This is a genomic window from Rhizobium sp. FG113, assembly GCF_057809895.1.
The window spans coordinates 169,837-194,164 of record NZ_JBMDKV010000009.1; the positions used below are offsets into that span (position 1 = coordinate 169,837).

Here is a 24,328-nt window from a genome sequence, read left to right on the forward strand (position 1 = left end):
GCCGCTGCCCACGGAGGTCAACGATACGCTCAGACATGGTGTGTGGCTCTTGGGAGCTAAGATCGGGTCGCAGGCGATCCAGTTTCTGCTCTTTTTCATGGCGGCCAGGTTCTTGGAGGCGTCAGAGTTCGGTCTTTACGCCGTTTTGTCCGCCGTGATGACGTTGCTGACAATCATCGCGGAAGCTGGATGGGCCGAGCACCTACTGCGCACGGGTTACAGCCGATCATTGTTCCAGATAGTTACCTCGCTCTCTGTGGGAAGCGCCGGGCTCTGCTCGGTGATCTCTCTAGCGCTGGCTGGTTTTGTCGCGGCACTGGCCGGGCCCGCAGCGGGGACTTTGCTCGCCGTGTATAGTTTGGTGATCTTGCCAACCACTGTTGCCACCTCGTTCGAGGCCGCCCTCATATCCCAAGGGCATCTGAAAGCCCAGGCTACAGTCCGGTTGGTGTCAGAGTTTGCGGGGCTCGCAATTGCGGCCGGTGGTATGGCAACCGAACTCGGCGTCGTGTCATTGCCCTTGGGACGGTTTATGTCTCAGATTGTCGCCATTGGCTTGTATTTTTATCATATGCGTGAGCGGCCATCGCTGCGCCCGACAGTTCGTGATGCCCGGGAACTGGCGGATTTCTCGTTCAACATCGTCGTCAATCGCCTCATAATATTCGCGGGCTCGTTCTGTAGCACCTTCGCAGTCGCAGGATTTCAAAGCGTCACAGATGCGGCTTACTACCGTGCGGCCGAGCGAATTGTTGCGGCCTTCTCGGAAGCCCTTGGGGAACCGACGCGAGCACTTTCCTGGATCATGTTCCGGCGGGGGTATGCTGAAGGGAAGGGAACGCTGCGGGAGTTCGTGGCAACGGCTTGGGTGGCGCTTTATGCAGTTTCCTTTCCCATCTTTTTCGTCCTGCTGCTGTTCTCCGGCGAGATCGTTGACAAGCTGCTCGGAGAGCGCTGGCACGCTAGCGCCCTTATCGTCTCAATCCTTGCTGTGAAGCAACTGCTGCTGCTGCCCGGCTACTTCAATGAACCCTTGCTATCAGTGACCGGGACGATAGCGAAGCGGCTGAAGATAACGATAAGGAATGTTGCGCTCCTCGTCGGGGCGACCTTCGCATTCGCGCCGCTAGGGCCCGTTATGCTGGCGATTGCCCAGTGCGGGGTTGCTGCCTACGGTCTTTGGTCGACGGTTGGTCTTCAGCATGACAGCGGGGGTCTGGAAGCGAAATCGACAGCGAGAGCGCTGTTGCATCGGGTTGTGCCAGCAGTCTTCTGCATGGCCGCAGCCTTCATCTGGCGCAGCGAGGCTCTGCCCCAGAGCCTGCAACCTTCCCTCAATCCCGTACTCGATATCGCCTTCGTCGTGCTTGTCTACTCAGTAGCGCTTGCACTTGCGCACGCGGTTTATAGGCTGAGGCAGAATAAACCAAATGTTACGGCGTCGAGAAGGCCCGACCAGCAAATCGGCCGCGTCTCATAGTTCGGATCGGGTCCAGGCGTGCTTCTGACTCTCACTTCCTATGCAGCTCTGTTTCTCACCGCTTTGGGCGCGGCAAGTGTTCTTCCGCTTCAGTCGGAGCCGGTGCTGGTCGGGATGATCATTTCGCAGAAGTTTTCGCTTTGGCTTCTCCTCGTCGTTGCCAGCATCGGCAACACGCTGGGCAGCGTGACGAACTGGTTCCTTGGGAGGGGCATCGAACGCTTCAAGGGGAGACGGTGGTTCCCAGTCACAGAGGAGCGGTTGAAGCGGGCATCAGACTGGTACCGTCGGTATGGAAAATGGTCTCTACTGCTGTCCTGGATGCCGATCTTCGGGGACGCGATCACCGTGGTTGCAGGGATTTTGCGGGAGCCGCTGTTGACGTTCACTCTTCTCGTGTTTGTCGCGAAATCCGGGCGCTACGTAGTTTTGGCATTTTTGACGGTCCAGGTCCTTGGCTGATCCGAACGTGGCAGCATCATGCGGTCGAGGGTGGCATCGCGACGAACCAACGTGTGCCATGCCGCAGCAACGAAATGTAAGCCCACGACAGCGAGAATGACATTCGACCCGATGACGTGGAGCGGCGCGACCGCAAATGTCACGTAGCTTGCGACCACGCCCAGCGCGGCCTGGAAGATGATGGCCACGTACATGCTGCCGTGGAGCAGGGCGGCCGCGAGATGCTGTCCTTTCAACCGCTTTCGAGGGCTTGGCGGCTGAAGCACTCGGAGAAGCAGGCGCAGTACCATTGCTGCGCCAATTAAAAGCCCGGCGTAGTTATGAATGGTGTGCTGGAGGATGTCGGAGGAAGCGGGCTGCATTCCCATGTGAACCGCGTGATGGGTTCGCTCAATGCTTCCGCCCGTCAGATACTGGATCGGCAAGAGAAGCGCGATAAACCAATGCATGACAATTTGGGAAAGATGGTATCCGTTGCGCATTGGTTCCCCCGCTTCTGGGAGTCACACTAAAGCGCTGGCGTTAACTTTACGTGCCCCGCATTCGATCAATTTTCCATTCTCTGATTCCTTGTAATCGAGGCGGTTACCGCGCCCTTACCCATGAGGTTGATTGGTAGGGTTAGGGTGAGTTCCTGCTTCTCCGGACCGTCGGGGGCCGAGTACCGCTTGAGGATTGTTCTTTCGCTTTGAACCGTATCTTCAAGCGTCGCGACCGTTTTTGCCACGATCTGCTTCTCGAAGAGCGAGACGTCCTGATTTGCTGCGGCGACGGTGCATGCCTCCACTGCACGGCCAGCAACTATATTCATGCTTGATGCTACCGCGACGAATGGATCATCCGCGATAATCCACCCTTTTGCGGCTGCTGCGTTTTCGCTCAGGGTGAATGCGACCACCAAGTCCTCCGCGAGCGGCTTCCATCGAGAGGCCTTGGCGAGGTCCTCAAGATGATCAAGGATCGGACCGTCGGCAAGACAGACGTTCTCGAAGACGGCCGCGCCGGAAATAGCTGAAGACCGAGGTTTTGCTGGAGCAGCAAGATTGGTAGAGGCCAATATCGCGAGCGTAGCCACGGACAGCTTTGATATGCCATCATACATGCGACGTTTCTCATCTTTCAATCTGCCGGGAGCCCTTCCAGGTCTAAGTCAACTCGTTGGATTGAATGCCGCATCCGAAGCTGTCCTTCCGTTCAATGTCATCCACGCGATCTTATGTGCCGCATTAACATCGCAGCCGAAATCGACCACCTGAGATAGCGCTCCATTCATCGAGGCGGTTTAAGTTAACGGCTTCTGCTCACTTTTACTAAATGTTTAGCTTATGGGCAGTTCGGAAGCCGGATGGATTTTCGAGCCCGCGCATGTCCTCTAGGTTGCTGGCGCACGCATTATCCGCGTGTGTGGGAACTGCAATGGCTCTTCAAGAAGCGACTTTATCTTTCGCCACGACCAAACCGGACGTCATCACCGTAAAGGCGGGCTCTTCGCGAACAATTGGGCCCGATCTTCTCCGTGCTGTTGCTATATTGCTGGTGATGCTGGTGCATTTGCCTCTGGAGGCAACGCCGTACGGATTGGTTACGATCCGCAACTATGGTTGGCTCGGCGTAGATGTCTTCTTCGTCCTGAGCGGCTATCTCATCGGTACGCAGCTGTTCAAGGAGATTGTCGAGACCGGAGGCGTCGACCTAAAGACCTTTTACCTGAAACGGGCGCTCCGCATTTTTCCCGCCTATTTTGTTGTATTGGCGCTTTATGCGTTCGTTCCGCTGTTCCGCGACACGCCGAACATGCAGCCCCTATGGCGCTTCGCGACTTTCACTGTGAACTTCGGTCTTGATCCGCGAACAGGAAACGCTTTCACACAGGCTTGGACTTTAAGTGTGGAAGAGCAATTTTATCTGGTCCTGCCCGTGCTAGCGATGGTTTTCGTAGGCCGTTTGTCTGTGTTCGCATCCATGGTCACGTTGATTCTCCTCGTTGCGGCAGGGGTCGTGTGTCGTTCTCTCTTGTGGGAAGGCCAGATCGGTGTGTTGATCGATGACGGTAGAGCGCGGGAAGCATTCGCCGTATACCTTAAGGACATCTACTACCCCACCTACACAAGATTGGATGGATTGCTGTTTGGGGTGTTTCTTGCTGCCGCTCGGTTCTTCAAGTCAGACCTATACAAGCGTTTCCTCCCGCCCTTGATCGCTATTCCACTCGGCTCTGCCCTGATTGCGATTGCAATTGTGCTCTTCACGATACGGGGGCCTCTGGAAGGGACAAACCTCTTCCTTGTTTTTCAGGCGATGCCTGGGGCGGTAGCGGGTTTCCCCCTGATTTCGGCGGGTATCGCGCTGCTGCTAGGGGCGGCGCTCGATGGAGAGCAGACGCTGCGAAATATACCGGTCCCCGGCGTGGCGGCGGTGGCCACGCTTTCTTACAGCTTATATCTGACGCACAAATCTGTTTTCAGCATCGACAGGGCGCTCATCGGGCAGGAGAATCTCACTGGTCTGTGGGGCTTCGCCGTCTACGGCGTGACCAGCTTTGCAGCGGCATTTTTGCTCTGGCTGGTCGTGGAGCGGTCATTCTTGCTTGTACGAGACCGCCTTCTTGTGAGTGGACGGCACAGGACGCAGTCAGCCAGCCGAGGTTAGGATCGCCGACCCTCCTTGTCCTTTCTTTCCGCTGCTCCACATTCCGTGGAACAATTTTCTAGCCGGAAGGTTCGGGGGCGGAAGGGATTTCCAGTTGCTGACGCTTGGCAAAAAAATCGGCCACATTTTCGTTGCTGCCGCCTTTGGCCTGATGATTGTCCTTATGGCAGGACCGTCAGCTGCCGCCGTGCCTGCAGTTCACTGTGTCACGACGAACTACCAGCAGCACTCGACAGGTGACCAGCATCACCAAAGCACTTCGTGCTGCACCGACATGCACTGCTGCCCGCTCATTCCCGCCCTTCCAGCTGCCAAAGCGCCATCGCCAGGGACGGACGCTGTTGGGTCGTGGATCGCAGCGGCCGTACCGCTCTTGCTGATCAGGGCAATCGACCCTCCGCCGAAGACGGCCGAGTTCTGAATCGTTTACCCGTAGATCAATAGGAGAATACTGATGAACAAGACCCCGTTTCTCGCAGCATTCGCTGCAGCCGCAGCTATTTCTGTGATCGCCATGCCAACGATGGCGCAAGAGATGGCTTATCCAGACAAGTGCAAAATGGAAGGCGGCATGGATATGTCGAAGATGGATATGTCGAAAATGGACATGTCCGGCATGGGTGAAATGACCGACTACCAGAAGGCGTCGATGGAAGGCATGAAGTCCATGCACATGAACATGATGCAGGGCATGATGAAAAAAGACGCTGACGTGTCGTTCATCTGCGGGATGATTGCTCACCATATGGGCGCGATCAGCATGTCTGAGGTCGAGCTGAAGTATGGTGACAACAAGGAAGCCAAAGAGATGGCACAGAAGGTGATCGACGCTCAGAAGAAAGAGATCACCGAAATGACCAAGTGGCTTGATAAGGAAGCAAAGTAGGGAGATCGTCATGCACCATCAATCAGAAGAGATGAAGCGCTGCATCGAAAACTGCCTGGCTTGCTACCAGGAGTGCCTTTCGATGGCGATGTCGCACTGCCTGGAAATGGGTGGCGAACACACGAAGCCGGATCACTTCCGCCTTATGATGGCATGTGCTGAAATGTGTCGGACGTCGGCGCATTTCATGTTGATCGGCACCGAACATCACAAGCACACCTGCCGTGAATGCGCGGAAATCTGCCGACAATGTGCGGCCGACTGTGAACGCGTCGGTGACATGGAAAGCTGCGTAGATGCTTGCCGCAAGTGTGCGGAAAGCTGTGAGCAAATGGCCGCTTGAATAGGCGAGGGCGGCTTTTCAAGCCGCCCTCGGTCGTCTTTGAAGCGATCAAACGACGGCTGCTTCCAAATCACTTATGACCGACCACTGGATTGCACCCTCGGGCAGCGGCTCATCGTGGTCCACCAAACCTCTCAGAAGCGCTGTGATTACCTTGCGGCGGCCTTCATCCTTCTCCAGGTTTTGCACTGCAGTGTAAGGCTTCTCCCCGGTCAGAGCGGTGTCAAAGAATGCTGCCTCGAAGTGCACTCTGGATGCGACAAGTCGAACCGTCTTGCTATCGAGCTGCTTTTGAACGGCGGTAAGGATGTTCTGGTTTGTCGTCCAGGCAGGATTGACGATTTCCTCTTTTTCACCGCTCTTCGGGTTCTTGCGCATCGTTTTCGGTGTGTCCGTGTCATGCAAGATCGAGTACCTCGCGCCGAACTGGTTCAGGATTTTTGCGAGCGAGGCAATCGTTGCCTTTCCTCGGGCTCGGATGACATGAACGTTCGGAAATGTCTTGTCCCCATCCATGATCATGCGGAAGGCCGAGTATTCCGTATCTCCTTCTACCAGGATCACCGACCCGCCGAAGAAAAACTCCGCTACGTAGGGATCGTAGATATTCAGCAGCTTGAGGTTTGTCCGGTCGCAGCTGTCGAGCTGCGCATTTTCAGGGCGATAGAGTGTCGTCCCGACGATTTCTCCTTTATCCTTGCGCTCGACTCGGACGATTGAGGTGTTGTCGCGCGAGAGGTCGATAAAGACCGGCGAATGCGTGGTGATCATCACTTGCCAGCCGTCCTTGGATGCCAGGTCGTACAGCACCTTGCAGGCATCCCTGATCGCGCTCGGATGCAGGCATAGCTCCGGTTCATCGATCAACAGCACGTTAGCCCGTTTTTGGTCTGGAGCGCTGTCTTTAAGAAGCTTTAGGGTGGCCCAGAGCATAGTTCGGCGAGCGCCGCTGCCTTGGGACTCAAGGTCCGACATATGGCCGTCCTTGTGACCCATCGTGAGCTTGCCGCCGTCCGGAAACAGCTTCAACGAGGACTCTGAGGCATCGGTGCTTTGCACGTACTCAACCGCGTGATCGATGAAGATCGAAGAGACGATCTCGTTCAACATCTTTTCCGCTTCTTCGATTTTTCCTTTGTTATGGTCGACGGCAAGTTTTTGAAATTCGGTAACGTCGGCTAGCAGCTTGTCGTACAGGTTCACGCCGTCTTTTGTCAGTTGCCGTGCCGAACCGATGATCGCTTTGCTGAGGAGATCATGTATTTGTTTTGCCTGCGCTTCTGGTGGGTCGAACGCCCGAACTGGATGTACAGCTGGTCGACGAGCGTTCGCAACGTTTGCCCAGCCCCATGGCTTCTTGTCATCCCACGATTGCTTATCAACGTTCCAGCCGAACCGAGTACCCTTGCCAGCTGCCGTCCAGACCCATTTTTCCTTGACGTATTTTCGGCCGCCTCCTTCGACAGGGTTTCCGTCGAGGTCTCCAATCCAGTGCTTTCCAGGATCGCCATCAACCACCTCGGTCACGAGTTCTATCTCGGTGGGCGTATCAGGATTTGAGATGCCGTTCGGGAAATCCTCCTGCTTTAGGTTACCCGGTTTCGATCCCTCGCTGACCGCAATCTCATAGGCTCGCAGGATCGAGCTTTTGCCCGAATTATTTGGTCCGACGAGAACCACGATATCGTCGAGATCGACTTTGACCGGGTCATTGCCGATACATCTGAAATTTCTTACCGACAGGGACCTTAATTTTCCCCGTTCGATATCCTGCAAGTCAGCCATCAAAGTCCCTCGGTTGATTCCCGAAATCACATTATCAACTAATGAGGGAGTGCCGCAACGCCGCAGTGAGAGCCGGTCTTAACGGTTTTTTGAGCATGTTTGTTAACAATGCTTAGTCACGAAAACCGAGCTGGCGTTGCTGTGACGCAGCCTTATGCAGGAGCGAGTTCATTGTCAAAGAAGGGAAGGGCGAACCCACGCTCCGAAAATTCCGCAAGGGGCTTACTCTCCAAGGTTTTGCTTGCTTCCTGTCTCGTGACTGCGTCGGCGACAACAAGCGGAGCAGCGCAGAACGAAGACAAGACGCTGAAGCTGTACTTTGGGAACACGGGTGAGCGAGCTATCATCACATACAAACGCAACGGTGTCTTCGACCAGAATGGCCTTGCCCAGCTGAACCATTTCCTTCGTGATTGGCGACGCAATGAAACGATCCGGATGGACCCGCGTCTATTTGATATCGTCTGGGAAATGTACCGTCGAAGCGGGGCAAGGGACTACATCAATGTCGTCTCCGGCTACCGCTCGCCGAACACGAACGCCATGCTCCGGTCGCGATCCTCGGGCGTTGCGAAAGAGAGCCAGCACACCCGAGGTAAGGCTATCGACTTTTTTATTCCTGGTGTGAACCTCGCTACTCTCCGCGCCATTGGAATGCAGATGCAGGGTGGGGGCGTTGGTTATTATCCACGGTCGGCCTCGCCTTTCGTTCACATCGACGTCGGCGGCGTTCGCGCCTGGCCGCGCATGAGCCACCAGGAGCTTGCGAAGCTTTTCCCCGATGGGCGGACCCTCCATCTGCCGAGCGATGGCAGGCCATTGGCCGGGTATGCGGAGGCTGTTGCGGAGTACAAGCGACGGGGATCGCTTTCGACTGTTAGCGTCGCAAGCTTGAGCACGGAAACGGGAAGCAGAAAGAGGAGCCTGTTCAGGGGGGCGGATGCTGAAGAGGCGAAATCCACTGCTGGAGCCAGGGCGTCGGCTGTCGCAGGGACAACTCCGAATTCTATGGTGGTCTCTTCTCCCGTCACGGCGTCCGGAAGCGCGGATGCAGTTTTTGCTGCGCCGGTTCCAGCGATGCGTCCGTCTGATAGCGTTCTCCTTGCGATGCTGCCGGTCAGGCCAGAGGAGGTTCACAAAGGCCTGTTGGCTGCTACTTCTGGCAACGAGGAATCCGACGATTTAGAGGATGAAGTCCTCGTTCCCTCGGGAGCGATCCCTGTACCAACCTTCGCGTCTCGCGCAAGCGAAGAACGAACGGATGACGAGATCGTCACGGCTTCAATCGAGCCGCAGCCTGAGTACGTCAAGGTCGCTCCTTTCGTTCCCAGGACTGGTGCCGTTGCCCTGTTGATCCCGGCTAGCGTTACTGGGGAGGCGACTGCTCATTTCGCCAAGAGCTATGAGACGGCCAACTTCGTCTCGCGGACTTTCTCCCACGCCACTTCGGGTGCATTTGATAGCAACCGTTTCGGCGACGATCCTTGTCCGCCTATGACTGCCAATACCGGTCGTCAGGCGATTGATCAGCCGTGCTGAGCTGGGACGAAGGCGGGAGGCTTGCTGTTTCAGGATCGTGAATCCGCCACATTCCCCGCAAACACATGCTTGCCTATTATGGGGACAAACGTGACAGAGCGATCACCTCGTGAAACGCGACGTCCAGCCGGTCTTGTTGCCGCTCTGACGTCAGCGATTGCTGTTGCTGTGATTGGCACAGCAGCTATCGGAACCGCTTCCGAAGATGTTGTCGCCGAACGACAGAACGACATGAAGCTTATAGCAGCTTCGGCGAAAACGATGGCAGAGATGTTCAAGTCACCAGGAACCTATGCCTCGGCAGCTTTCAGACAGGCCGCACAATCAATCAGCACACGTGCTGACCGTCGGCTTGCCGACCACTTCTCCAAGGTCACCGTGTCAGAGGGCTCCAAGGCAGCGGAGACGATAGCAGGCGATCCGGAAAGGTTTGCCGCCCTGGCCAAGGACCTGAAAACTTACGCGGATGCGTTGGCGGTCGCGGCGGAATCTCATCCCGGAGAGATGACCGACGACATGCGTATGAAACAGGGAGAGGCGATGGGCGGCGGTCCATTGGGCACCAGACTACGGGACGAGACGCAGCTGTCGAAAATGTCTGCCGAGCACGCCTTCCACCTGATGCTGCAGACATGTACCACCTGCCATGCTCGCTTCAGGAAGGAGTAGTCGCTTGATTGGGGTACGGGCAGCTGTTATCGCGCCTGCTCGGCTCTTAGACCGTTCACGCCGAACTTCGCCTTGATCTCCGGCATCTCTTCCTTGCCGGTGGCGATCTCGTCGATGATCGGGCAATCTGGCCGTTCATCGCCATGACAGTGACTGGCCAGATGCTTCAGTGTGCGCGACATCGCCTGAATTGCCTCTGCTTTCCGTTCAAGTTCCTCGACGTGCTCCAGCGCCATAGCTTTAACATCAGCGCTGCTGCGAGACTTATCTCGCCACAGGGCGAGCAATGTCTTCATCTGCTCGACCGAGAACCCCAAGTCCCTGCTTCTGCGAATGAACTTCAGGGTGTTGATGTCGTTTTCGCTATAGGTTCTGTAGCTCGCCTCCGTCCGGTGCGCTGGACTGATCAGTTTGATCTGTTCGTAGTAGCGGATCATTTTCGCGGAGACCCCGCTTGCCTTCGCGGCTTGTCCAATATTCATTTTTCGTCTCCTTCAAGGATTTGCAGAGCGCAGACGCAAGGCGTTGCCCAGCACGAAGACGCTGGACATAGCCATCGCTGCTGCAGCGAAAATTGGCGACATCAAGGTGCCGTTTACAGGATAAAGAGCGCCAGCGGCGACCGGGATCAGGCTTACATTGTAAGCGAAAGCCCAGAAAAGGTTCTGCTTGATGTTGAGGATCGTGGCCTTGCTGAGGGCTATCGCCTTCGGCACACCATTCAGGTCGCCCGACATCAGAACGACGTCGGCGCTCTCGATTGCGATATCCGTTCCAGTCCCGACGGCCAACCCAACGTCGGCCTCCGTCAGGGCAGGGGCGTCGTTGATCCCGTCACCGATGAAGGCGACCTTCCGTCCGCCTGAGCGGAGCCGTTTCACAGCCTCAACCTTACCTTCGGGCAGGACCTCGGCCACTACTTCGTCGATCCCCAGCTGCCTCGCGATTGCATTTCCTGTCCGTTTGTTGTCGCCAGTGATCATCGCAACCTTGAGACCGAGCGCGTGCAGCGCTTGGATGGCCGCTGGTGTCGTGTCCTTGACCGGATCAGCGACCGCAATAATGGCGGCAACCTTTCCGTCCACAGCCGCGTAGAGCGGAGACTTGCCCTGGTCTCCCAGCGCTGAGGCCGTGTCACTCAGCTCAGCCACCGAGATACCTGCTTTGACCAGCGCTCTGTCCGCGCCGACGAGGACTTTGTGGCCCTTCACAATCCCCTCGATGCCGAACCCGGGAGCGGCCTGGAAATCTGTTACCGAATGGAGATCGGTCCCGGCGTCCCTTGCCGCCGCAACAATCGCTTCGGCAATCGGATGTTCCGAGAGCACTTCCACGCTCGCCACCAGTTCCAGCACCTCGTCCTTCGCAAAGCCGTCGGTGGCGACGAAGTCGGTCAGCTCCGGACGGCCCTTAGTCAGGGTGCCGGTCTTATCCAAGGCAACGACATCCGCTTCCCGCAGACTTTGAAGGGCCTCGCCCTTTCGGAAAAGAATGCCCAGTTCTGCCGCACGACCAGTGCCGACCATGATCGATGTCGGTGTCGCTAGGCCCATAGCGCAGGGGCAAGCAATAATGAGGACCGCCACTGCGTTGACAAGCGCAAAGCTCAAAGCAGGTGAGGGACCGAGCAGATACCATGCTGCGAAAGTTGCCACGGCTGCCATAATCACGGCCGGAACAAACCAACCGGTGACTTTGTCGACCAGTGCCTGGATCGGCAGCTTCGATCCCTGTGCTGCCTCGACCATCTTGATGATCTGGGCAAGGAGGGTTTCGTTGCCGACTTTAGTGGCTTTGAAGGTAAATGAACCAGTTTTGTTGATGGTCCCGCCGACCACCTCGCTGTCGGCAACTTTTTCGGCTGGCACCGGCTCGCCTGTGATCATGGATTCGTCGACGAACGAGCTGCCTTCTTCGACCTTGCCATCGACAGGAATTTTCTCTCCCGGGCGAATGCGGATCACATCACCGGCAATCACCTCTTCTATCTGGACCTCAACAAAGTGATCGTTACGAAGCACGAAGGCCGTCTTCGGCTGCAGATCGACGAGACGCTTGATCGCTTGGCTGGTCTGACCCTTCGCCCGCGCCTCAAGGAAACGTCCAAGCAGGATCAGGGTCACGATGACAGCAGCTGCCTCGTAATAGACGTTGGCGGTGCCTTCCGGCAGTACAGTGGGCAGGAACGTGGCTACAACCGAGTACAGCCAGGCCGCCGATGTGCCGAGAACAACCAACGAGTTCATATCCGGCGTCCAACGTAACAGGTTGGGCACGCCTTTCCTGAAGAACTTGAACCCGGGACCGAATAGGACGACGGTCGCCAGCGTGAACTGGAGATAGAGGTTATTTTTCATGCCGATTGTGTCCATGATCAGCTCATGGACGCCTGGAATGAAATGAGAACCCATCTCCAGAATGAACAGCGGAAGCGTCAGTGCTGCGGAAAATATCAGCAATGCCCGCAAATTCGCGACCTCGGACGCTTTTTGGTCTGTCGCGTCATCTCGAATATCTGTCCGCTGCATACGGTGGACGTTGTAGCCCGCCTTTTGAACGGCCGCTTCCAGGGCAGCGAAGTCGGCAGCGCCAGATGCAAGGCGAACCGTCGCCCGCTCTGTCGCCAAGTTTACGCTAGCCTCGGCGACGCCGGGCACCAACTTCAGCGCCTTCTCGACCCTGGCAACGCAGGATGCGCATGTCATGCCTTGAATCTCAAACTCTTCGGTCGAGAGCCTTGGCTCATAGCCCGCGCGTTCAATAGCGGATAGAAGTGAGGACGTGTCAGCCGGGGCAGCGAAATGAACGGTTGCCTTTTCGGTGGCAAGGTTGACGGTCGCCGATGTGACGCCGGGGACCGAGGCGATTGCCTTCTCAACCCGGACGACGCAGGACGCGCAGGTCATGCCTTCAATGGCGAAATCGACCGATTTGAAGGGCCCTGCCGCAGCCTCGATCTTTAATAAAGCAGTCATCGGAGAAATCCTTTCCTTAACTGCACAGATATGTAAACCTTCCCATGACGGGAAGGTCAAGCTTCGAAAATATATAATTCGAGAGGGAGAGGAGACGTGGTGATCTATGAAGACGAATTACCCAGTTCGCTGCTGGAGAAAGCTACAATGATGGAGCAGCTTCTTACCGCCAGCGCCACAGGAAAGGAGGCTGATACGCATACATATGAGCATCTTCGGCAGGAATTCATGCTGGTCGACGAACTCAAGGACTTGCTGCCGAGCTTCGTCCGGACGAGCCGCACCCTCGAAACCTTCTGGCCCTTCATCAAGCGCACCGCTGGGACTTATGCCGAGCGCCGGGAGTACATTAGCCAAGCCTTCACGCCGCTAATCGAGCATTTGGAAGGGCGTAATCGACATCCAGGGGACAGCGTTACGTCGGACGCTCTGCTGACGTTTGATGCGGAGGGCGTTCATGCGGTTTGGCACAAGGCGTTGGCAAGACGGCAAAGCGATCCAGAAGGAGCGATCACTGTTGCACGGACGTTGCTAGAGACGGTTTGCAAGCGGGTTCTCGATGAGCTGGCGGTGAAATACACCGACAAGGAAGACCTTCCCCAGCTTTATCGGATGGCGGCAAAGGAACTCAACCTTGCCCCCGACCAGCACACGGAGGAGCCGATTAAACAAATTCTCGGAGGTGCGATGACTTTAGTGAACGGGATAGGCACGTTGAGAAATCGTCTCAGTGATGCCCACGGACGGGGCGGCTCGCTTCCTGTGCGGCCATCACCACGTCACGCCAGCCTTGCCGTCAACACCGCAGGAGCTGTTGCAACTTTTCTTGTTGAAACGCTTGCTGCGAAGCGAACATAAGAAGTTTAGTGGGTGATGGTTCCGGGGCGTCCGTCAACTCCAAGCTATAGCGGCGTGTTCATGGCGCTGCCTTCATCCACGAATGGTTTGAACCGAAACCACCCTACCAGGACAGTCAGGATCGTTAGTGGATAGTGGGACCAGTGAGCTTGCCGCCGCCTTCTTCTTAATCGCTCTTCTTTACGCGGCCGTTGGGCAAGCCGGAGCATCAGGTTACATAGCTGTCATGGGCTTGGCAGGCTTCGAGCCCATCGCCATGAAGACGACGGCTCTGGTACTGAACTTGATAGTGGCTGGTATCGGAACCGCCGTATTCTTGCGAGCTGGCCGAGTGTCATGGCGAAGCGTTTGGCCGTTTGCGGCACTTGGTTTTCCCTTCTCTATGCTGGGTGGCGCTGTTCACTTGCCAGAGCAAGCTTATTTCCCGGTGGTAGGTATTGTGCTGATCGTCTCGGGAGCCCAGATGGCTCGATCCGCCTTTCGGGATAAGTCACGGGAAGCCGATCAGCCTCCTGTTGTCCCTCCTTTTGGCGCAGCGTTAGCAACCGGAGCGGTGATCGGCTTCGTTTCGGGGACGACTGGAACGGGCGGCGGCGTCTTTTTAGCTCCTGTGATCCTGGGCATGAATTGGGCGACGGCCAGGCAGTTGGCTGCCACGACCGCCGTCTATAACCTCATGAACTCAGCAGCGGCATTGATCGGAGCGTATGCAATATGGGACCAGGCTCCCCGCGCTCTTCCGCTCTGGTCGATTGCTGTGGCGGCAGGCGGCTTGGCAGGTGCTTTTGCTGGCAGCCGTTACCTTCCCGAGCGATGGCTGCGGTTCATACTGGCAGGCCTTCTGGTGATCTCAGGTGCCAAGCTGGTTCTCTGACGGGAGTATCATTTCGTCCTGAGGATCGGCTCGCCTGCCGTTCACGACGACTACAACAAGGTCTTGGTGTGGTAGGAACAGTCTGTAAAAGAACCTCGCAGCAAGGTTAAGTGCGGGAGCAGAAAGGCTGCACTTAAGCTTCCCTAGCGAATTCGCGGTCGAATACCTTGCTGGTCACCTTCATCTCTGTTATCGGTTCTTTGATAATTCAAGGAATATTGAAATATGAATGACCATCAAGCGCTTTTGTCATTCGCGGCACTCTCTCAGGCAACCCGGCTCGCGGTCGTCAGGGCACTGGTTGTCGTCGGACCGGATGGGTTGCCAGCGGGGATTATTGCAGACCAGATGGGGGTTTCCCCGTCGAACATTTCGTTTCATCTGAAGGAGCTTGAACGATCTGGCCTAGTTGTCCAGCGCCGTGTATCGCGCTCGCTGATTTACGCCGCGAATTTTGATGCCCTTGCGGACCTCATAAAGTTTCTCATGGAGGACTGCTGCTCTGGCCACCCGAGAATTTGCAGCTCAGTCGAGCAGTCGGACGACTGTTCCGCACTGACCGAGGACGCCAACCTTGCGTGAGAACAGTATTCACGTCGGTCTGGTTTCCGCTCTCGGCCTTACTCAAATTATTGGGTACGGTACGCTCTATTACTCATTCTCGATCCTCGCGCCTGGCATAGCAGAAGACCTTGGCATCAGCCTTGAAAACGTGTTCGCGATATTTTCAATCTCGCTCTTCATCGGGGGGCTGTCGGCCCCTATCATTGGCAAGGAAATGGACAGGATCGGCGCTGCCACCGTTCTGACGGTCGGCTCGGTTTTGTCGGCACTGACGCTCATGCTTTGCGCATGGTCGCCATCGGTCGTCGTTTTCGCCCTGGCGATTATCTTGCTGGAGGTGTCCTCAGGCATGGTCCAGTACCAGGCAGCGTTCGCCGCTCTGGTAGAAAGCGATCCTAAGACGGCGTCGCGGAGCATCACCTACCTCACGCTGATTGGCGGGTTCGCTTCGACTATTTTTTGGCCGATCTCTGCCGCGTTGATGGGATATCTATCTTGGCGCGAAATCTACCTTATCTTCGCTGCTCTCAACCTTGTCATCTGTATGCCTCTGCACCTCTGGATGATACGGAAAGGCAGAGCCGAAAGCTCGAAAGCTACCAGGCGGGCACGCGAGCACGTCGTGGGCGCGATCCCGCTGGAAGGGCGACGTGGCGCAATGATCGTCGTCTCAGCTGCGTTCGCCATCCTTGGCTTCACATTGGCGTCGATCCTTGCTCATATGGTGCCGATGCTTGGTAAACTCGGTCTCGGTACCGCAGGCGTTGTTGTCGGCTCGTTGTTCGGCCCGGCGCAGGTTCTCAGCCGCCTGATCAACATGATCTTCGGCACGCGCTTATCACCGCCGATGTTAGCGGTCATCTCGGCCGGGTTGATGGTCACCGGCATTACCATTTTGGGCCTGACCGGCAACTCCCTTGTGGGTGCAGTCTCATTTGCAATCTGCCTTGGTCTTGGCTCAGGCATCAATTCAATCGCGCAGGGCAGCCTGCCCCTGTATCTTTTCGGAAGCGATGGGTACGGCTCGGTCACCGGCAAGATGGCGGCAGCGCGACTGGCAACAGGGGCGGCTGCGCCATTCATGTTCGCGACGGCGATGGCTCAATTCGGGATCGGATTGTCATTGTTCGCTACCGCTGCGCTGGGGATGGTCGGCATGGCCGCGTTTATCAGCGTCGCTAAGTCGACCAAGCGGAACTTAGCCCCGGCTGAGTGAATCTCAGATGGATTTCAGCTGCACTCGCTTTTCCAACTTCTCGGCATCTTCTTTCCGTTCGCTATAGCGGTCGGTGAGATAGGAAGAGGCATCCCGGGTCAGTAGCGTGAACTTGACAAGCTCTTCGCAGACGTCAACGACGCGGTCGTAGTAGGACGATGGTTTCATCCTGCCATCAGCGTCGAATTCCTGAAACGCTTTCGCAACCGAAGACTGGTTGGGGATCGTGATCATCCGCATCCATCTGCCAAGAATTCGAAGTTGGCCGACAGCATTGAATGATTGCGACCCACCCGACACCTGCATCACTGCGAGCGTCTTCCCCTGTGTTGGACGGACAGAACCGACAGCTAACGGAATCCAGTCAATCTGAGACTTCATTACACCCGTCATAGAGCCGTGCCGCTCCGGACTAACCCATACCTGACCCTCTGACCACTCGGACAGCTCCCGAAGCTCCTGCACCTTCGGGTGCGTGACCGGCGCTTCATCCGGAAGAGGCAATCCCTTAGGATCAAAAACCCGCACCTCGCATCCAAAATGCTCCAGAAGGCGCTGAGCCTCGAACGCCAGAAGTCGGCTGTACGATACTTCTCGAAGAGAGCCGTACAGAACCAGAATCCGAGGCTTGTGTGTCGAGAACGGTGGTCGTAGAGCATCCAGATCAGGCGCACGAAAATGCTCGGGCGATGCAGCAGGAAATGTTTCAGACAATGCGCTTTCCTTCGTCATCGAGTACGCGTTCGCCGTCTTCCTTGGTGAAGGGGCCCTTGAAGGCCTCACTCGGCAGAATATCCAGCACCATTTCGGAGGGACGTGACAAGCGAGTACCCAATGGTGTGACTACGAACGGCCGGTTAATAAGGATCGGGTTCTTCAGCATTGCATCAAGAAGCTGATCGTCAGACAGTTTCGGGTTGTCGAGGCCGAGCGCGGCTTAGGGCGTTCCTTTCTCGCGGATCGCCTGACGCACTGTCAGACCGGCATCTGCTATCATCTTGACGAGCTGTTCGCGCGTGGGCGGTGTCTTCAGATACTCGATGATCACTGTTGGTTCGATGCCAGCGTGCTTAATCAGCTCCACGGTGTTGCGTGAGGTCCCGCACTCGGGATTGTGGTATATGGTGACGTCCATTTCAGACCCTTTCGGTTGCTGTGTTCTTGGAGACGGCGGGTGATGCCTCGTACCAGCCCTTCGAGCGGTTCACGATCCAGACGACCGACAGCATGACAGGAACTTCGATCAACACGCCCACGACGGTTGCGAGCGCTGCACCGGATTGAAAGCCGAACAAGCTGATGGCGGCGGCTACTGCAAGTTCGAAGAAGTTGCTTGCTCCGATAAGCGCTGACGGCCCGGCAACGCAGTGCTGTTCGCCGGAGAGGCGGTTCAACAGGTAGGCAAGTCCGGAGTTGAAGTAGACCTGGATCAGGATCGGAACCGCTAGCAGCGCGATAATTGTAGGCTGCGCAATGATCTGCTCGCCTTGGAACCCGAAGAGCAGAACGAGTGTCGCCAACAAGGCAATCAGCGAAACCGGCTGAAGCTTTGACAGCATCAAATCCAATGCCCCTGTGGTTCCTTCGGCGGTGAGACGGCTCCTGAGCACCTGAGCAATGATGACCGGAACGATGATGTACAGAGCCACGGAAATTACCAGAGTATTCCACGGCACGGTGATCGCCGACAAACCAAGCAGCAATCCGACGATGGGCGCAAAGGCCACGATCATGATCGCGTCGTTGAGCGCGACCTGTGACAAGGTGAACAGCGGTTCGCCTCGCGTCAGATTGCTCCAGACGAAGACCATCGCCGTACAGGGGGCCGCCGCCAGAATGATCAAGCCCGCGATGTAAGAGCCGATCTGATCGGCAGGCAAATACGGCCGGAACAGCCAGCCTACAAATAGCCAACCAAGCACCGCCATGGAAAACGGTTTGATCGCCCAGTTGATGAAAAGTGTGACGCCGATACCGCGCCAGTAGGTCCCAACTCTTGCAAGGGACCGGAAGTCGATCTTGACGAGCATCGGGATAATCATCAGCCAGATGAGGATGGCTACGGGAATGTTCACCTTGGCGATCTCTGCCGCGCCGATTGTCTCAAAGACGCCAGGCATCAGGTGGCCGAGTGCTACGCCGACGACGATGCAAAGGAAAACCCAGACTGTCAGGTAGCGTTCGAACGTCGACATCAGCTGGCCTTCTCCTGTGAAATGCTTGCCCCTTCCATTCGGCCGATCTGCCGAAGCTGCTGCTCCAGTGCGAGTTTTTCGATGGACGACAGAGGTAGGCTGAGGAAAGCAGTAATGCGGTTTTTGAGGAACCGCGCGGCGTCCGAGAAAGCGCGGGCCTTCTCAAAGTCGGCTCCTTCTACGGCGGCCGGGTCTTCAATCCCCCAGTGTGCCGTCATCGGATGGCCTATCCAGACAGGACAGGCTTCTCCAGCAGCGCTGTCGCAGACGGTGAAGATAAAATCCATCTTCGGAGCGCTGGGATAGGCAAAAACATCCCAGCTCTTGGAACTGAAACCCTCCGTGGGGTAGCCAAGCGCTCTTAGTGTATCGAGCGCAAGCGGGTGGACTTGTCCCTTCGGCTGGCTGCCAGCAGAAAACGCCCTGAAGCGTCCTTTGCCCTCGGCATTAAGGATGGATTCACCTAAGATAGAGCGTGCGGAATTGCCCGTGCACAAGAAGAGCACGTTGTAGGTCTTGTCGGTCATGGTCGTGATCCGTGGTTAAGTTCGAGATCGGGTTAGTTTCATGACGGTTGCGGAAGCTGGGCAAATGCCGGACAATTGTCGCGTGGCCATGACATCGGCAGGAACGTCAGCGCGGTTCACCGCCTCGAAACCAAGCTTCTCAAAGAACGATGCAGCCGATGTTGTCGCGAGGTAGACCGCCGCGTGTTCGCCGACGAAAGCCAGCGTCTCTCGCACAAGCAAAGCTCCAAGTTCCTGCCCTCTGTGTTCCGGCAGGACAACGACCGAACGAAGCAGGGCGTCGTCGCCGCACGCTTCAATTCCAGAGTAGCCGATAGCCTCGCCATCCTCGTTGGTCGCGCAAAAAAATGAGCGGTCAGTGTAGGCCAAGTCCTCAATTGGTAGGCCAGACGCCGCCAGGGCGACTTTCAAGCCAGGATCGGCTCCTTGTACGGGCGTCAGAGCAAGTCTTGTCATGATGGCCGCACTCCTGGCTCGCAGCACGGTGTCAGTTCGGCGATCAACGGAGCGCAAAGCTCGCTCGAACCGCCGCAGCAATCCTTCAGCAGGAACAGCGTTAGGTCCCGGAGAGTATCCAGCTTTGCTCTGTAAATGATCGAGCGGCTATGTCGCTCACCGGAGAGCAAGCCCGCTTGGGACAAGGTCTTGAGATGGGCCGACATAGTGTTCTGCGGGATGCCGATTGCAGCAGCAAGCTCGCCTACCGGTAGGCCGTCGGGCTCGTGCTTAACAAGCAGCCTGAACGTTTCGAGGCGGGTGCCCTGGGCAAGGGCGGCGAGAGCTGCGATAGCTTTGATAGAATCCATATATCCAAGATAATGGATATATCCGATGTGTCAATCAACTTTATCCGCGTTCGAAGCGATGCGCGTTTCGGTACAGGCGGAGCTGTCGGAAACCCCCTTCCAGACCTGAAAGCTCGTCGAACATCGCCCCAAGACGGCCGCGTCGCGGAAAGTACGCCAACGCGGCCACTGACCCCGGGTCAATGTTGCTGTTACTTCCAGTTCATCAGCGACTGCACCGCCAAGTCGAGCTTGCGAAGCAAGGCGCGGACGGGCTGGCAATCAGGATATGCAGAGCCAATCAGTTCCTTGGCTTCCATAAGCCGCTCAATGTGCACGTCGCGACCAGCGAGACCACGCTCATCATCGGGGACAGTCACACGCTCCCGGTAGTAGAGTTCGAAAAAGACATCATTGGGAAGTGCCTCGTGGTCGTACTCCATCTGGACCCAATCGTCGAGTTCTGACCGAACAGACCCAAGTCTGTTAGCAACGCCAGCTCGATCACGGGTCGCCGACAGCACGTCTTTAAGCAGTTGCCCGACCCGCTGGTGCGTTGGGACAGCCATTTTTGCATTCGGCCGCCGTCCTGATGCCATGACCATTTTGAAGGGGACGGTATCAGCAGCCGCGCGGGAAGGGCGCTTTTGCTTTGGCTTCAAAACCTTTGCATTGGCGTCGCGTTCCTGCCCGGGTGACCTGAAATACTCGCCATCTGGCACATGAACCTGCTTGCAGTTCTCCGGCACGGTCGCAGCCTGAATGTGGGACAAGTCTGCAAGAACAGGGCCGATAGGCAGTCCCCTCTTTCCTTCCGTTGCAAGATAAAGCTCGCTACCACCCTCGGGATAATACATCCCCGGCCAGATTGCTCTGGCGACTTCCCATCCATTCCGGCGGCCCCAATCGGCACGTTCGTCCTGGCGGTCCTTCACTGCGGCTGCGTAAGGCTCGTCGACGTAGATGTACCGCCTCGATTCCGGATCGAACCAGCTGCTTCCGTGGTCTCTACCCGGCAGTCCACTCCCACGCCCGTCACTCACGGGCACAGCCTTTGAAGATGGCTGAAGTCCGGTTGCCGCCATGAATTGCAAGGCCCGCGCTGCCTTGCAAGCCAATGCGAGTGCAGATGAGCTGTCGCTAGTCATCTCACAGTAAATAAGGTCCGACGCTGAACGCTTGAAGTACGCCAGTCCGCGTGCGTGCTTGTAGTTCCTACTGGGAACAATCTCGTCCAGCGCCTTGGGGAGAGCTACTTGTATGATCTTGCTGCCGCTGATCTTCGTCTTCGGGTCACGCCAATAGACGCTGATGAACGTCGAAAACTCAGACGCGATAGTAGTGGTGCTCGAAGCCAATATCGAGCGCCGGGCGTGCTGATAGTTCGAGAAACCTGCGCGGGACGAAGCGCGGTCGAGCCCGATTGAATGAGCAACGCCGTCATGCTTCGAGATATCTCTCGCTAGGCGCTTGATTCCTTCGATGGTGGTGGGTGTGACGTCGTGAACGGACATGTTTTCTCTCCCAGACTCTTTTGAAGCGTCACCCGTCAACCACCTCGCGAGCCCGATCAAAAACATGAACGGGTGAGCGTCTAACCTAAGGCAGTGCTGTCAACAGCTTCGCAACTGACGGGCGGCGTGCTCCTGCCGGGAACAACATAAAGATAGTTGGGAATTGCGTGGCTTTCAAGTCTCTCGCGGCTGGCGAGCTTCGGCCCTTGCTGTATCAGTTCGTTTGACGGGAGAATGTCGTGGATTCGCTGAAGAATTTCGTCAGTGACGATTTCGGGAAAGCCATCTTCACGGTGGCGGGGACCCTGTTGGTCACCGGTTTCGGTGTCTGGCTTGGAGCATTTAAAGAACTTTTCACCGACTGGTGGCGGCGCAGAAGGCAAGCGCGATACCACGCCATGTTGCTTGCCGTGACGCTGGACCAGCTTGTTGACGATTGCATGACTGCAGCGTTCGACGACGGGATCGCAGATCAGGAGGGTGAGCGAGTCACGACGTCGGCAAATCCGGCTATTGTTTGGCCCGACGCTTTAGATTGGCCGCTCCTCAACACTGAGGTTATGTACCGCTGTCTGCTGTTGCCGGGGATGGTCAAAAGCGCCCTCGAAAGCTTGGCCTTCATCTCGGAGAACATTGCCGGTCCGCCGGACTATGAAGAATATTTCGATGAGCGCCAGCTTCGATATGCCGCTATCGGGCTCTCAGCGTTCCATCTGCTTGACCGCATCAAAGGTGACTACGGCCTAAAGTTTGAGAGCCAACGGAAAGGCGATCTGCGGAAATCATTGGAGCAAAAGATCGAGGAGATCGAACTGGATCGGGAAGAAGCACGCGTCTCAAGGCAACGGCTTCAGGATGAGATCGCTCTGAGAGATTCTGACGGGCGATATGACAGGGCTCTCGGGCCGCTTCAGATTGATTGATCCTTCTTTAATCCCGCTGAGCCCGCTGAAGGAACCGCTCGCGGCTCCTGTCTCCATCTGGCGGCGATCAGCCGCATCCGGTTGCCGCCTATGCGTTCGCATTGTACATTGGTCCTATGAGAGCAGACTGGGCAGCAGGGCTGGTGCGCATGATGGCGAGATTGCTTCTAGCTCTCGTTGTTTCTGCTGCGGCCGTATCGAGCGCCCATGCCAGCTGCGAGCTGAGTACCGTAGAAGGCCGGACGGCTGCTGCACACATCACGCATCAAGAACACTCCGCCCCTTCAAAAGCGCCGATGTGTTGCGTTTCGGTTTGTGCATCCTGCGCGGTGCCGTTGCTTGAAGCAATGAGCGGCCCATCGTTGGCTGTTCAAACGGTCTCGTACGTTTCCACCTTGAGAAATTTTCATGGGATTTCGGTGGCCCCGGGCCTCGATCCGCCCCGTTACAATTCCTGATCCCAGCTGAGGCTTTGCAGGCCTTTTCATTATTGTTCGGCAATAGCCGACAGGAACAGGAATACGTTTATGAAACGTCGTGATTTTCTCACCAAGACTGTTACCGGTGCCGCCGCTTACGGCGCTTTAGGCGGTCTTCCAGATGCTATGGTCAGGGCAGCTCCGAACTCGGCCGCAGCTCATGAAACGGCTCCCCTTCAAACCCTTGAAATCGTCAAACGCGTTATCGAGGTGAACGGAAAGCCAGCCAACGTGCTCGGGCTCTATCGCCCCGATGGCCAGCCCGGGTTGGTGCTCGATGCTGACACTGCCTTCAACGTCCAGCTTTCGAGCCAGATCGACCAGCCGACCTTGATCCACTGGCACGGTCTCACACCGCCCTGGGACCAGGATGGCGTACCCGACAATCCGGCAGCACCCATCAAGCCTGGCGAAAACCGCGCCTACAATTTTCACCTTGGGGCTGGGGGCACCCATTGGATGCATGCCCATACGCTTCAAGAGCAGAGCCTGCTGGCTGCACCCTTGATCGTGCGTACTGCGGAAGACAAAAAGCGCGATGAGCAAGAGGTGGTTGTCCTGCTTCACGATTTTTCGTTCAAGACTCCTGAGGAGCTTCTCGCCGGTTTGCGGAAACCGTCTGACAGCACGGCAACACCTCATGACATGACCGGCATGGACATGACCGGCATGGATATGGGCGGAATGTCCCATGATGCCGGTGGATCGGGTATGGCCATGGGCAATGCTTCGTCGATGACCGGAATGGACATGCCCGCGATGGATATCAACGACATTGACTACGACGCCTATCTTGCCAACGACAGGACGCTCGACGATCCGGAGGTCTTTCAGGTTGAAAAGGGCGGCCGGGTCAGGCTGCGGTTGATCAACGGTGCTGCGGCTACCGCCTTCACGATTGACACGGGGAAGCTCGATGCAAAACTTGTGGCGGTTGACGGCCAGGATGTACAGCCGATCCCAAGAATGATGTTCCCGGTGTCGATGGGGCAACGCCTCGATATTCTGCTGCAGATACCGAAGGAAGGGGGCACCTTTCCTGTGCTTGCGTTGCGGGAAGGAGCCCGAGAGCGCACCGGGGTAGTTTTGTCCACCGTGGGGGCTAATATCTCGAAGGTCGCGCCGGTCGGTGAAACAGCGGGTCCCTTGGTAGGCCTCGATCTGGAGATGCGCCTTAAGCCTACAAGTCTTCCGGCGGAACGGCATATCGACAAGTCGTTCACTCTGTCCCTGACGGGTGACATGGCCAAATATTCCTGGGGTATCAGCGGCGATCCCTTAACGGTTTTTCCTGGCGACCGCGTAGAGATCGCCATCAGGAACGGATCAATGATGTCACATCCGATGCATCTACATGGTCACCACTTCCAGGTCACCCAGATCGAGGGCAGAAAAGTCAATGGCGCTTTACGCGATACGGTATTGATCCCGAGCCTGTCGCAGGTGTCGATAGTGTTCGACGCTCATAACCCCGGCCGATGGCCGTTGCATTGTCATCATCTCTATCACATGGTGAGCGGGATGATGACATACGTCGGGTATGAAGCCTGACGTTTGCGGCCGCGCCTTCGTTGCTCTCAAAGGGCGGTCGTCTGCCAGGCAAGG

The 24,328-nt window shown here is 56.7% G+C and carries 23 protein-coding genes and 2 pseudogenes; 13 read left to right on the forward strand and 12 right to left on the reverse strand.

Features of this window, described 5'->3' with window-relative positions; translation table 11 throughout:
- Positions 1-40 precede the first annotated feature (40 nt).
- Positions 41-1,480, forward strand: coding sequence for an oligosaccharide flippase family protein (locus tag ACODTZ_RS20975; RefSeq protein ID WP_489027841.1), 1,440 nt, complete (start codon positions 41-43; stop codon positions 1,478-1,480).
- Between the two features lie 18 nt (positions 1,481-1,498).
- The gene (locus ACODTZ_RS20980; protein WP_246777470.1) at positions 1,499-1,942 is read left to right on the forward strand and encodes a YqaA family protein; all 444 of its coding nucleotides are present in this window, start codon (positions 1,499-1,501) and stop codon (positions 1,940-1,942) included.
- On the opposite strand, the gene ACODTZ_RS20985 is transcribed toward ACODTZ_RS20980, so the two are convergent.
- Complete coding sequence (locus ACODTZ_RS20985; RefSeq protein ID WP_203428618.1) at positions 1,900-2,424, reverse strand: cytochrome b; 525 nt, start codon at positions 2,422-2,424, stop codon at positions 1,900-1,902. The two genes, ACODTZ_RS20980 and ACODTZ_RS20985, sit on opposite strands and share 43 nt — an antisense overlap.
- 65 nt (positions 2,425-2,489) lie before the next feature.
- On the reverse strand, positions 2,490-3,044 hold the full coding sequence (locus tag ACODTZ_RS20990; protein ID WP_203428619.1) for a hypothetical protein: 555 nt from the start codon (positions 3,042-3,044) through the stop codon (positions 2,490-2,492).
- A 314-nt stretch (positions 3,045-3,358) separates the two neighbouring features.
- Here ACODTZ_RS20990 and ACODTZ_RS20995 point away from each other — a divergent pair, with 314 nt between their 5' ends.
- The 3 genes from ACODTZ_RS20995 (at position 3,359) to ACODTZ_RS21005 (ending at position 5,820) form a co-directional block, all read left to right on the forward strand.
- Positions 3,359-4,591: an acyltransferase family protein gene (locus ACODTZ_RS20995; protein WP_203428620.1), complete on the forward strand. Its 1,233-nt coding sequence runs from the start codon at positions 3,359-3,361 to the stop codon at positions 4,589-4,591.
- Between the two features lie 514 nt (positions 4,592-5,105).
- Entirely contained in the window at positions 5,106-5,477 is a 372-nt protein-coding gene (gene copM, locus ACODTZ_RS21000; RefSeq protein ID WP_246777566.1) for a CopM family metallochaperone, read from the forward strand.
- 10 nt (positions 5,478-5,487) lie between these two features.
- A complete protein-coding gene (locus ACODTZ_RS21005) occupies positions 5,488-5,820 on the forward strand; it encodes a four-helix bundle copper-binding protein (protein ID WP_203428622.1) in 333 nt (110 codons plus the stop codon).
- Positions 5,821-5,868: 48 nt separating this feature from the next.
- Here the strand turns inward: ACODTZ_RS21005 and ACODTZ_RS21010 are convergent, their stop codons facing one another.
- The gene (locus tag ACODTZ_RS21010) at positions 5,869-7,605 is read right to left on the reverse strand and encodes an ATP-dependent nuclease (RefSeq protein WP_203428623.1); all 1,737 of its coding nucleotides are present in this window, start codon (positions 7,603-7,605) and stop codon (positions 5,869-5,871) included.
- A 108-nt stretch (positions 7,606-7,713) separates the two neighbouring features.
- Here ACODTZ_RS21010 and mepK point away from each other — a divergent pair.
- Positions 7,714-8,473 (forward strand): annotated as a pseudogene (gene mepK, locus ACODTZ_RS21015) (peptidoglycan L,D-endopeptidase MepK); the annotation flags it as partial.
- Positions 8,474-9,165: 692 nt separating this feature from the next.
- A complete protein-coding gene (locus ACODTZ_RS21020) occupies positions 9,166-9,813 on the forward strand; it encodes a c-type cytochrome (RefSeq protein WP_489027801.1) in 648 nt (215 codons plus the stop codon).
- 26 nt (positions 9,814-9,839) lie between these two features.
- On the opposite strand, the gene cueR is transcribed toward ACODTZ_RS21020, so the two are convergent.
- Together cueR and ACODTZ_RS21030 are read right to left on the reverse strand one after the other, a co-directional pair.
- The gene (gene cueR, locus ACODTZ_RS21025) at positions 9,840-10,295 is read right to left on the reverse strand and encodes a Cu(I)-responsive transcriptional regulator (RefSeq protein WP_203428625.1); all 456 of its coding nucleotides are present in this window, start codon (positions 10,293-10,295) and stop codon (positions 9,840-9,842) included.
- Positions 10,296-10,307: 12 nt separating this feature from the next.
- Positions 10,308-12,788, reverse strand: coding sequence for a heavy metal translocating P-type ATPase (locus tag ACODTZ_RS21030; RefSeq protein ID WP_203428626.1), 2,481 nt, complete (start codon positions 12,786-12,788; stop codon positions 10,308-10,310).
- Positions 12,789-12,884: 96 nt separating this feature from the next.
- Between ACODTZ_RS21030 and ACODTZ_RS21035 the strand changes: the two genes are divergently transcribed.
- The 4 genes from ACODTZ_RS21035 (at position 12,885) to arsK (ending at position 16,300) form a co-directional block, all read left to right on the forward strand.
- Entirely contained in the window at positions 12,885-13,646 is a 762-nt protein-coding gene (locus ACODTZ_RS21035; RefSeq protein ID WP_489027804.1) for an abortive infection family protein, read from the forward strand.
- Positions 13,647-13,773: 127 nt separating this feature from the next.
- Positions 13,774-14,520, forward strand: a complete 747-nt coding sequence (locus tag ACODTZ_RS21040; RefSeq protein WP_203428627.1) for a sulfite exporter TauE/SafE family protein — start codon at positions 13,774-13,776, stop codon at positions 14,518-14,520.
- A gap of 225 nt (positions 14,521-14,745) precedes the next feature.
- Positions 14,746-15,102: an ArsR/SmtB family transcription factor gene (locus tag ACODTZ_RS21045; protein ID WP_203428628.1), complete on the forward strand. Its 357-nt coding sequence runs from the start codon at positions 14,746-14,748 to the stop codon at positions 15,100-15,102.
- Positions 15,095-16,300 carry an arsenite efflux MFS transporter ArsK gene (arsK, locus tag ACODTZ_RS21050; RefSeq protein ID WP_489027806.1) on the forward strand — a complete coding sequence of 402 codons (1,206 nt, stop codon included), beginning with the start codon at positions 15,095-15,097 and terminating at the stop codon, positions 16,298-16,300. The genes ACODTZ_RS21045 and arsK overlap by 8 nt, the downstream gene beginning before the upstream one ends.
- 3 nt (positions 16,301-16,303) lie before the next feature.
- Here arsK and arsH read toward each other — a convergent pair whose 3' ends face one another.
- The 7 genes and pseudogenes from arsH to ACODTZ_RS21085 form a co-directional block, all read right to left on the reverse strand.
- A complete protein-coding gene (arsH, locus tag ACODTZ_RS21055) occupies positions 16,304-17,032 on the reverse strand; it encodes an arsenical resistance protein ArsH (RefSeq protein ID WP_203428629.1) in 729 nt (242 codons plus the stop codon).
- Positions 17,007-17,435 (reverse strand): annotated as a pseudogene (arsC, locus tag ACODTZ_RS21060) (arsenate reductase (glutaredoxin)). Before arsC ends, arsH begins: the two are co-directional and overlap by 26 nt.
- Position 17,436: 1 nt before the next feature.
- On the reverse strand, positions 17,437-18,495 hold the full coding sequence (gene arsB / locus ACODTZ_RS21065) for an ACR3 family arsenite efflux transporter (protein WP_203428630.1): 1,059 nt from the start codon (positions 18,493-18,495) through the stop codon (positions 17,437-17,439).
- Entirely contained in the window at positions 18,495-19,022 is a 528-nt protein-coding gene (locus ACODTZ_RS21070) for an arsenate reductase ArsC (RefSeq protein WP_203428631.1), read from the reverse strand. Before ACODTZ_RS21070 ends, arsB begins: the two co-directional genes overlap by 1 nt.
- 15 nt (positions 19,023-19,037) lie before the next feature.
- Positions 19,038-19,478: an arsenic resistance N-acetyltransferase ArsN2 gene (gene arsN2 / locus ACODTZ_RS21075; protein WP_203428632.1), complete on the reverse strand. Its 441-nt coding sequence runs from the start codon at positions 19,476-19,478 to the stop codon at positions 19,038-19,040.
- A complete protein-coding gene (locus ACODTZ_RS21080; RefSeq protein WP_489027809.1) occupies positions 19,475-19,828 on the reverse strand; it encodes an ArsR/SmtB family transcription factor in 354 nt (117 codons plus the stop codon). The genes arsN2 and ACODTZ_RS21080 overlap by 4 nt, the downstream gene beginning before the upstream one ends.
- Before the next feature lie 191 nt (positions 19,829-20,019).
- Positions 20,020-21,321, reverse strand: coding sequence for a DUF5623 domain-containing protein (locus tag ACODTZ_RS21085; RefSeq protein WP_203428634.1), 1,302 nt, complete (start codon positions 21,319-21,321; stop codon positions 20,020-20,022).
- 239 nt (positions 21,322-21,560) lie between these two features.
- Here ACODTZ_RS21085 and ACODTZ_RS21090 point away from each other — a divergent pair, with 239 nt between their 5' ends.
- On the forward strand, positions 21,561-22,244 hold the full coding sequence (locus tag ACODTZ_RS21090) for a hypothetical protein (RefSeq protein WP_489027811.1): 684 nt from the start codon (positions 21,561-21,563) through the stop codon (positions 22,242-22,244).
- Between the two features lie 527 nt (positions 22,245-22,771).
- Complete coding sequence (locus tag ACODTZ_RS21095; RefSeq protein ID WP_489027813.1) at positions 22,772-24,274, forward strand: multicopper oxidase family protein; 1,503 nt, start codon at positions 22,772-22,774, stop codon at positions 24,272-24,274.
- The last annotated feature ends 54 nt before the right edge of the window (positions 24,275-24,328 follow it).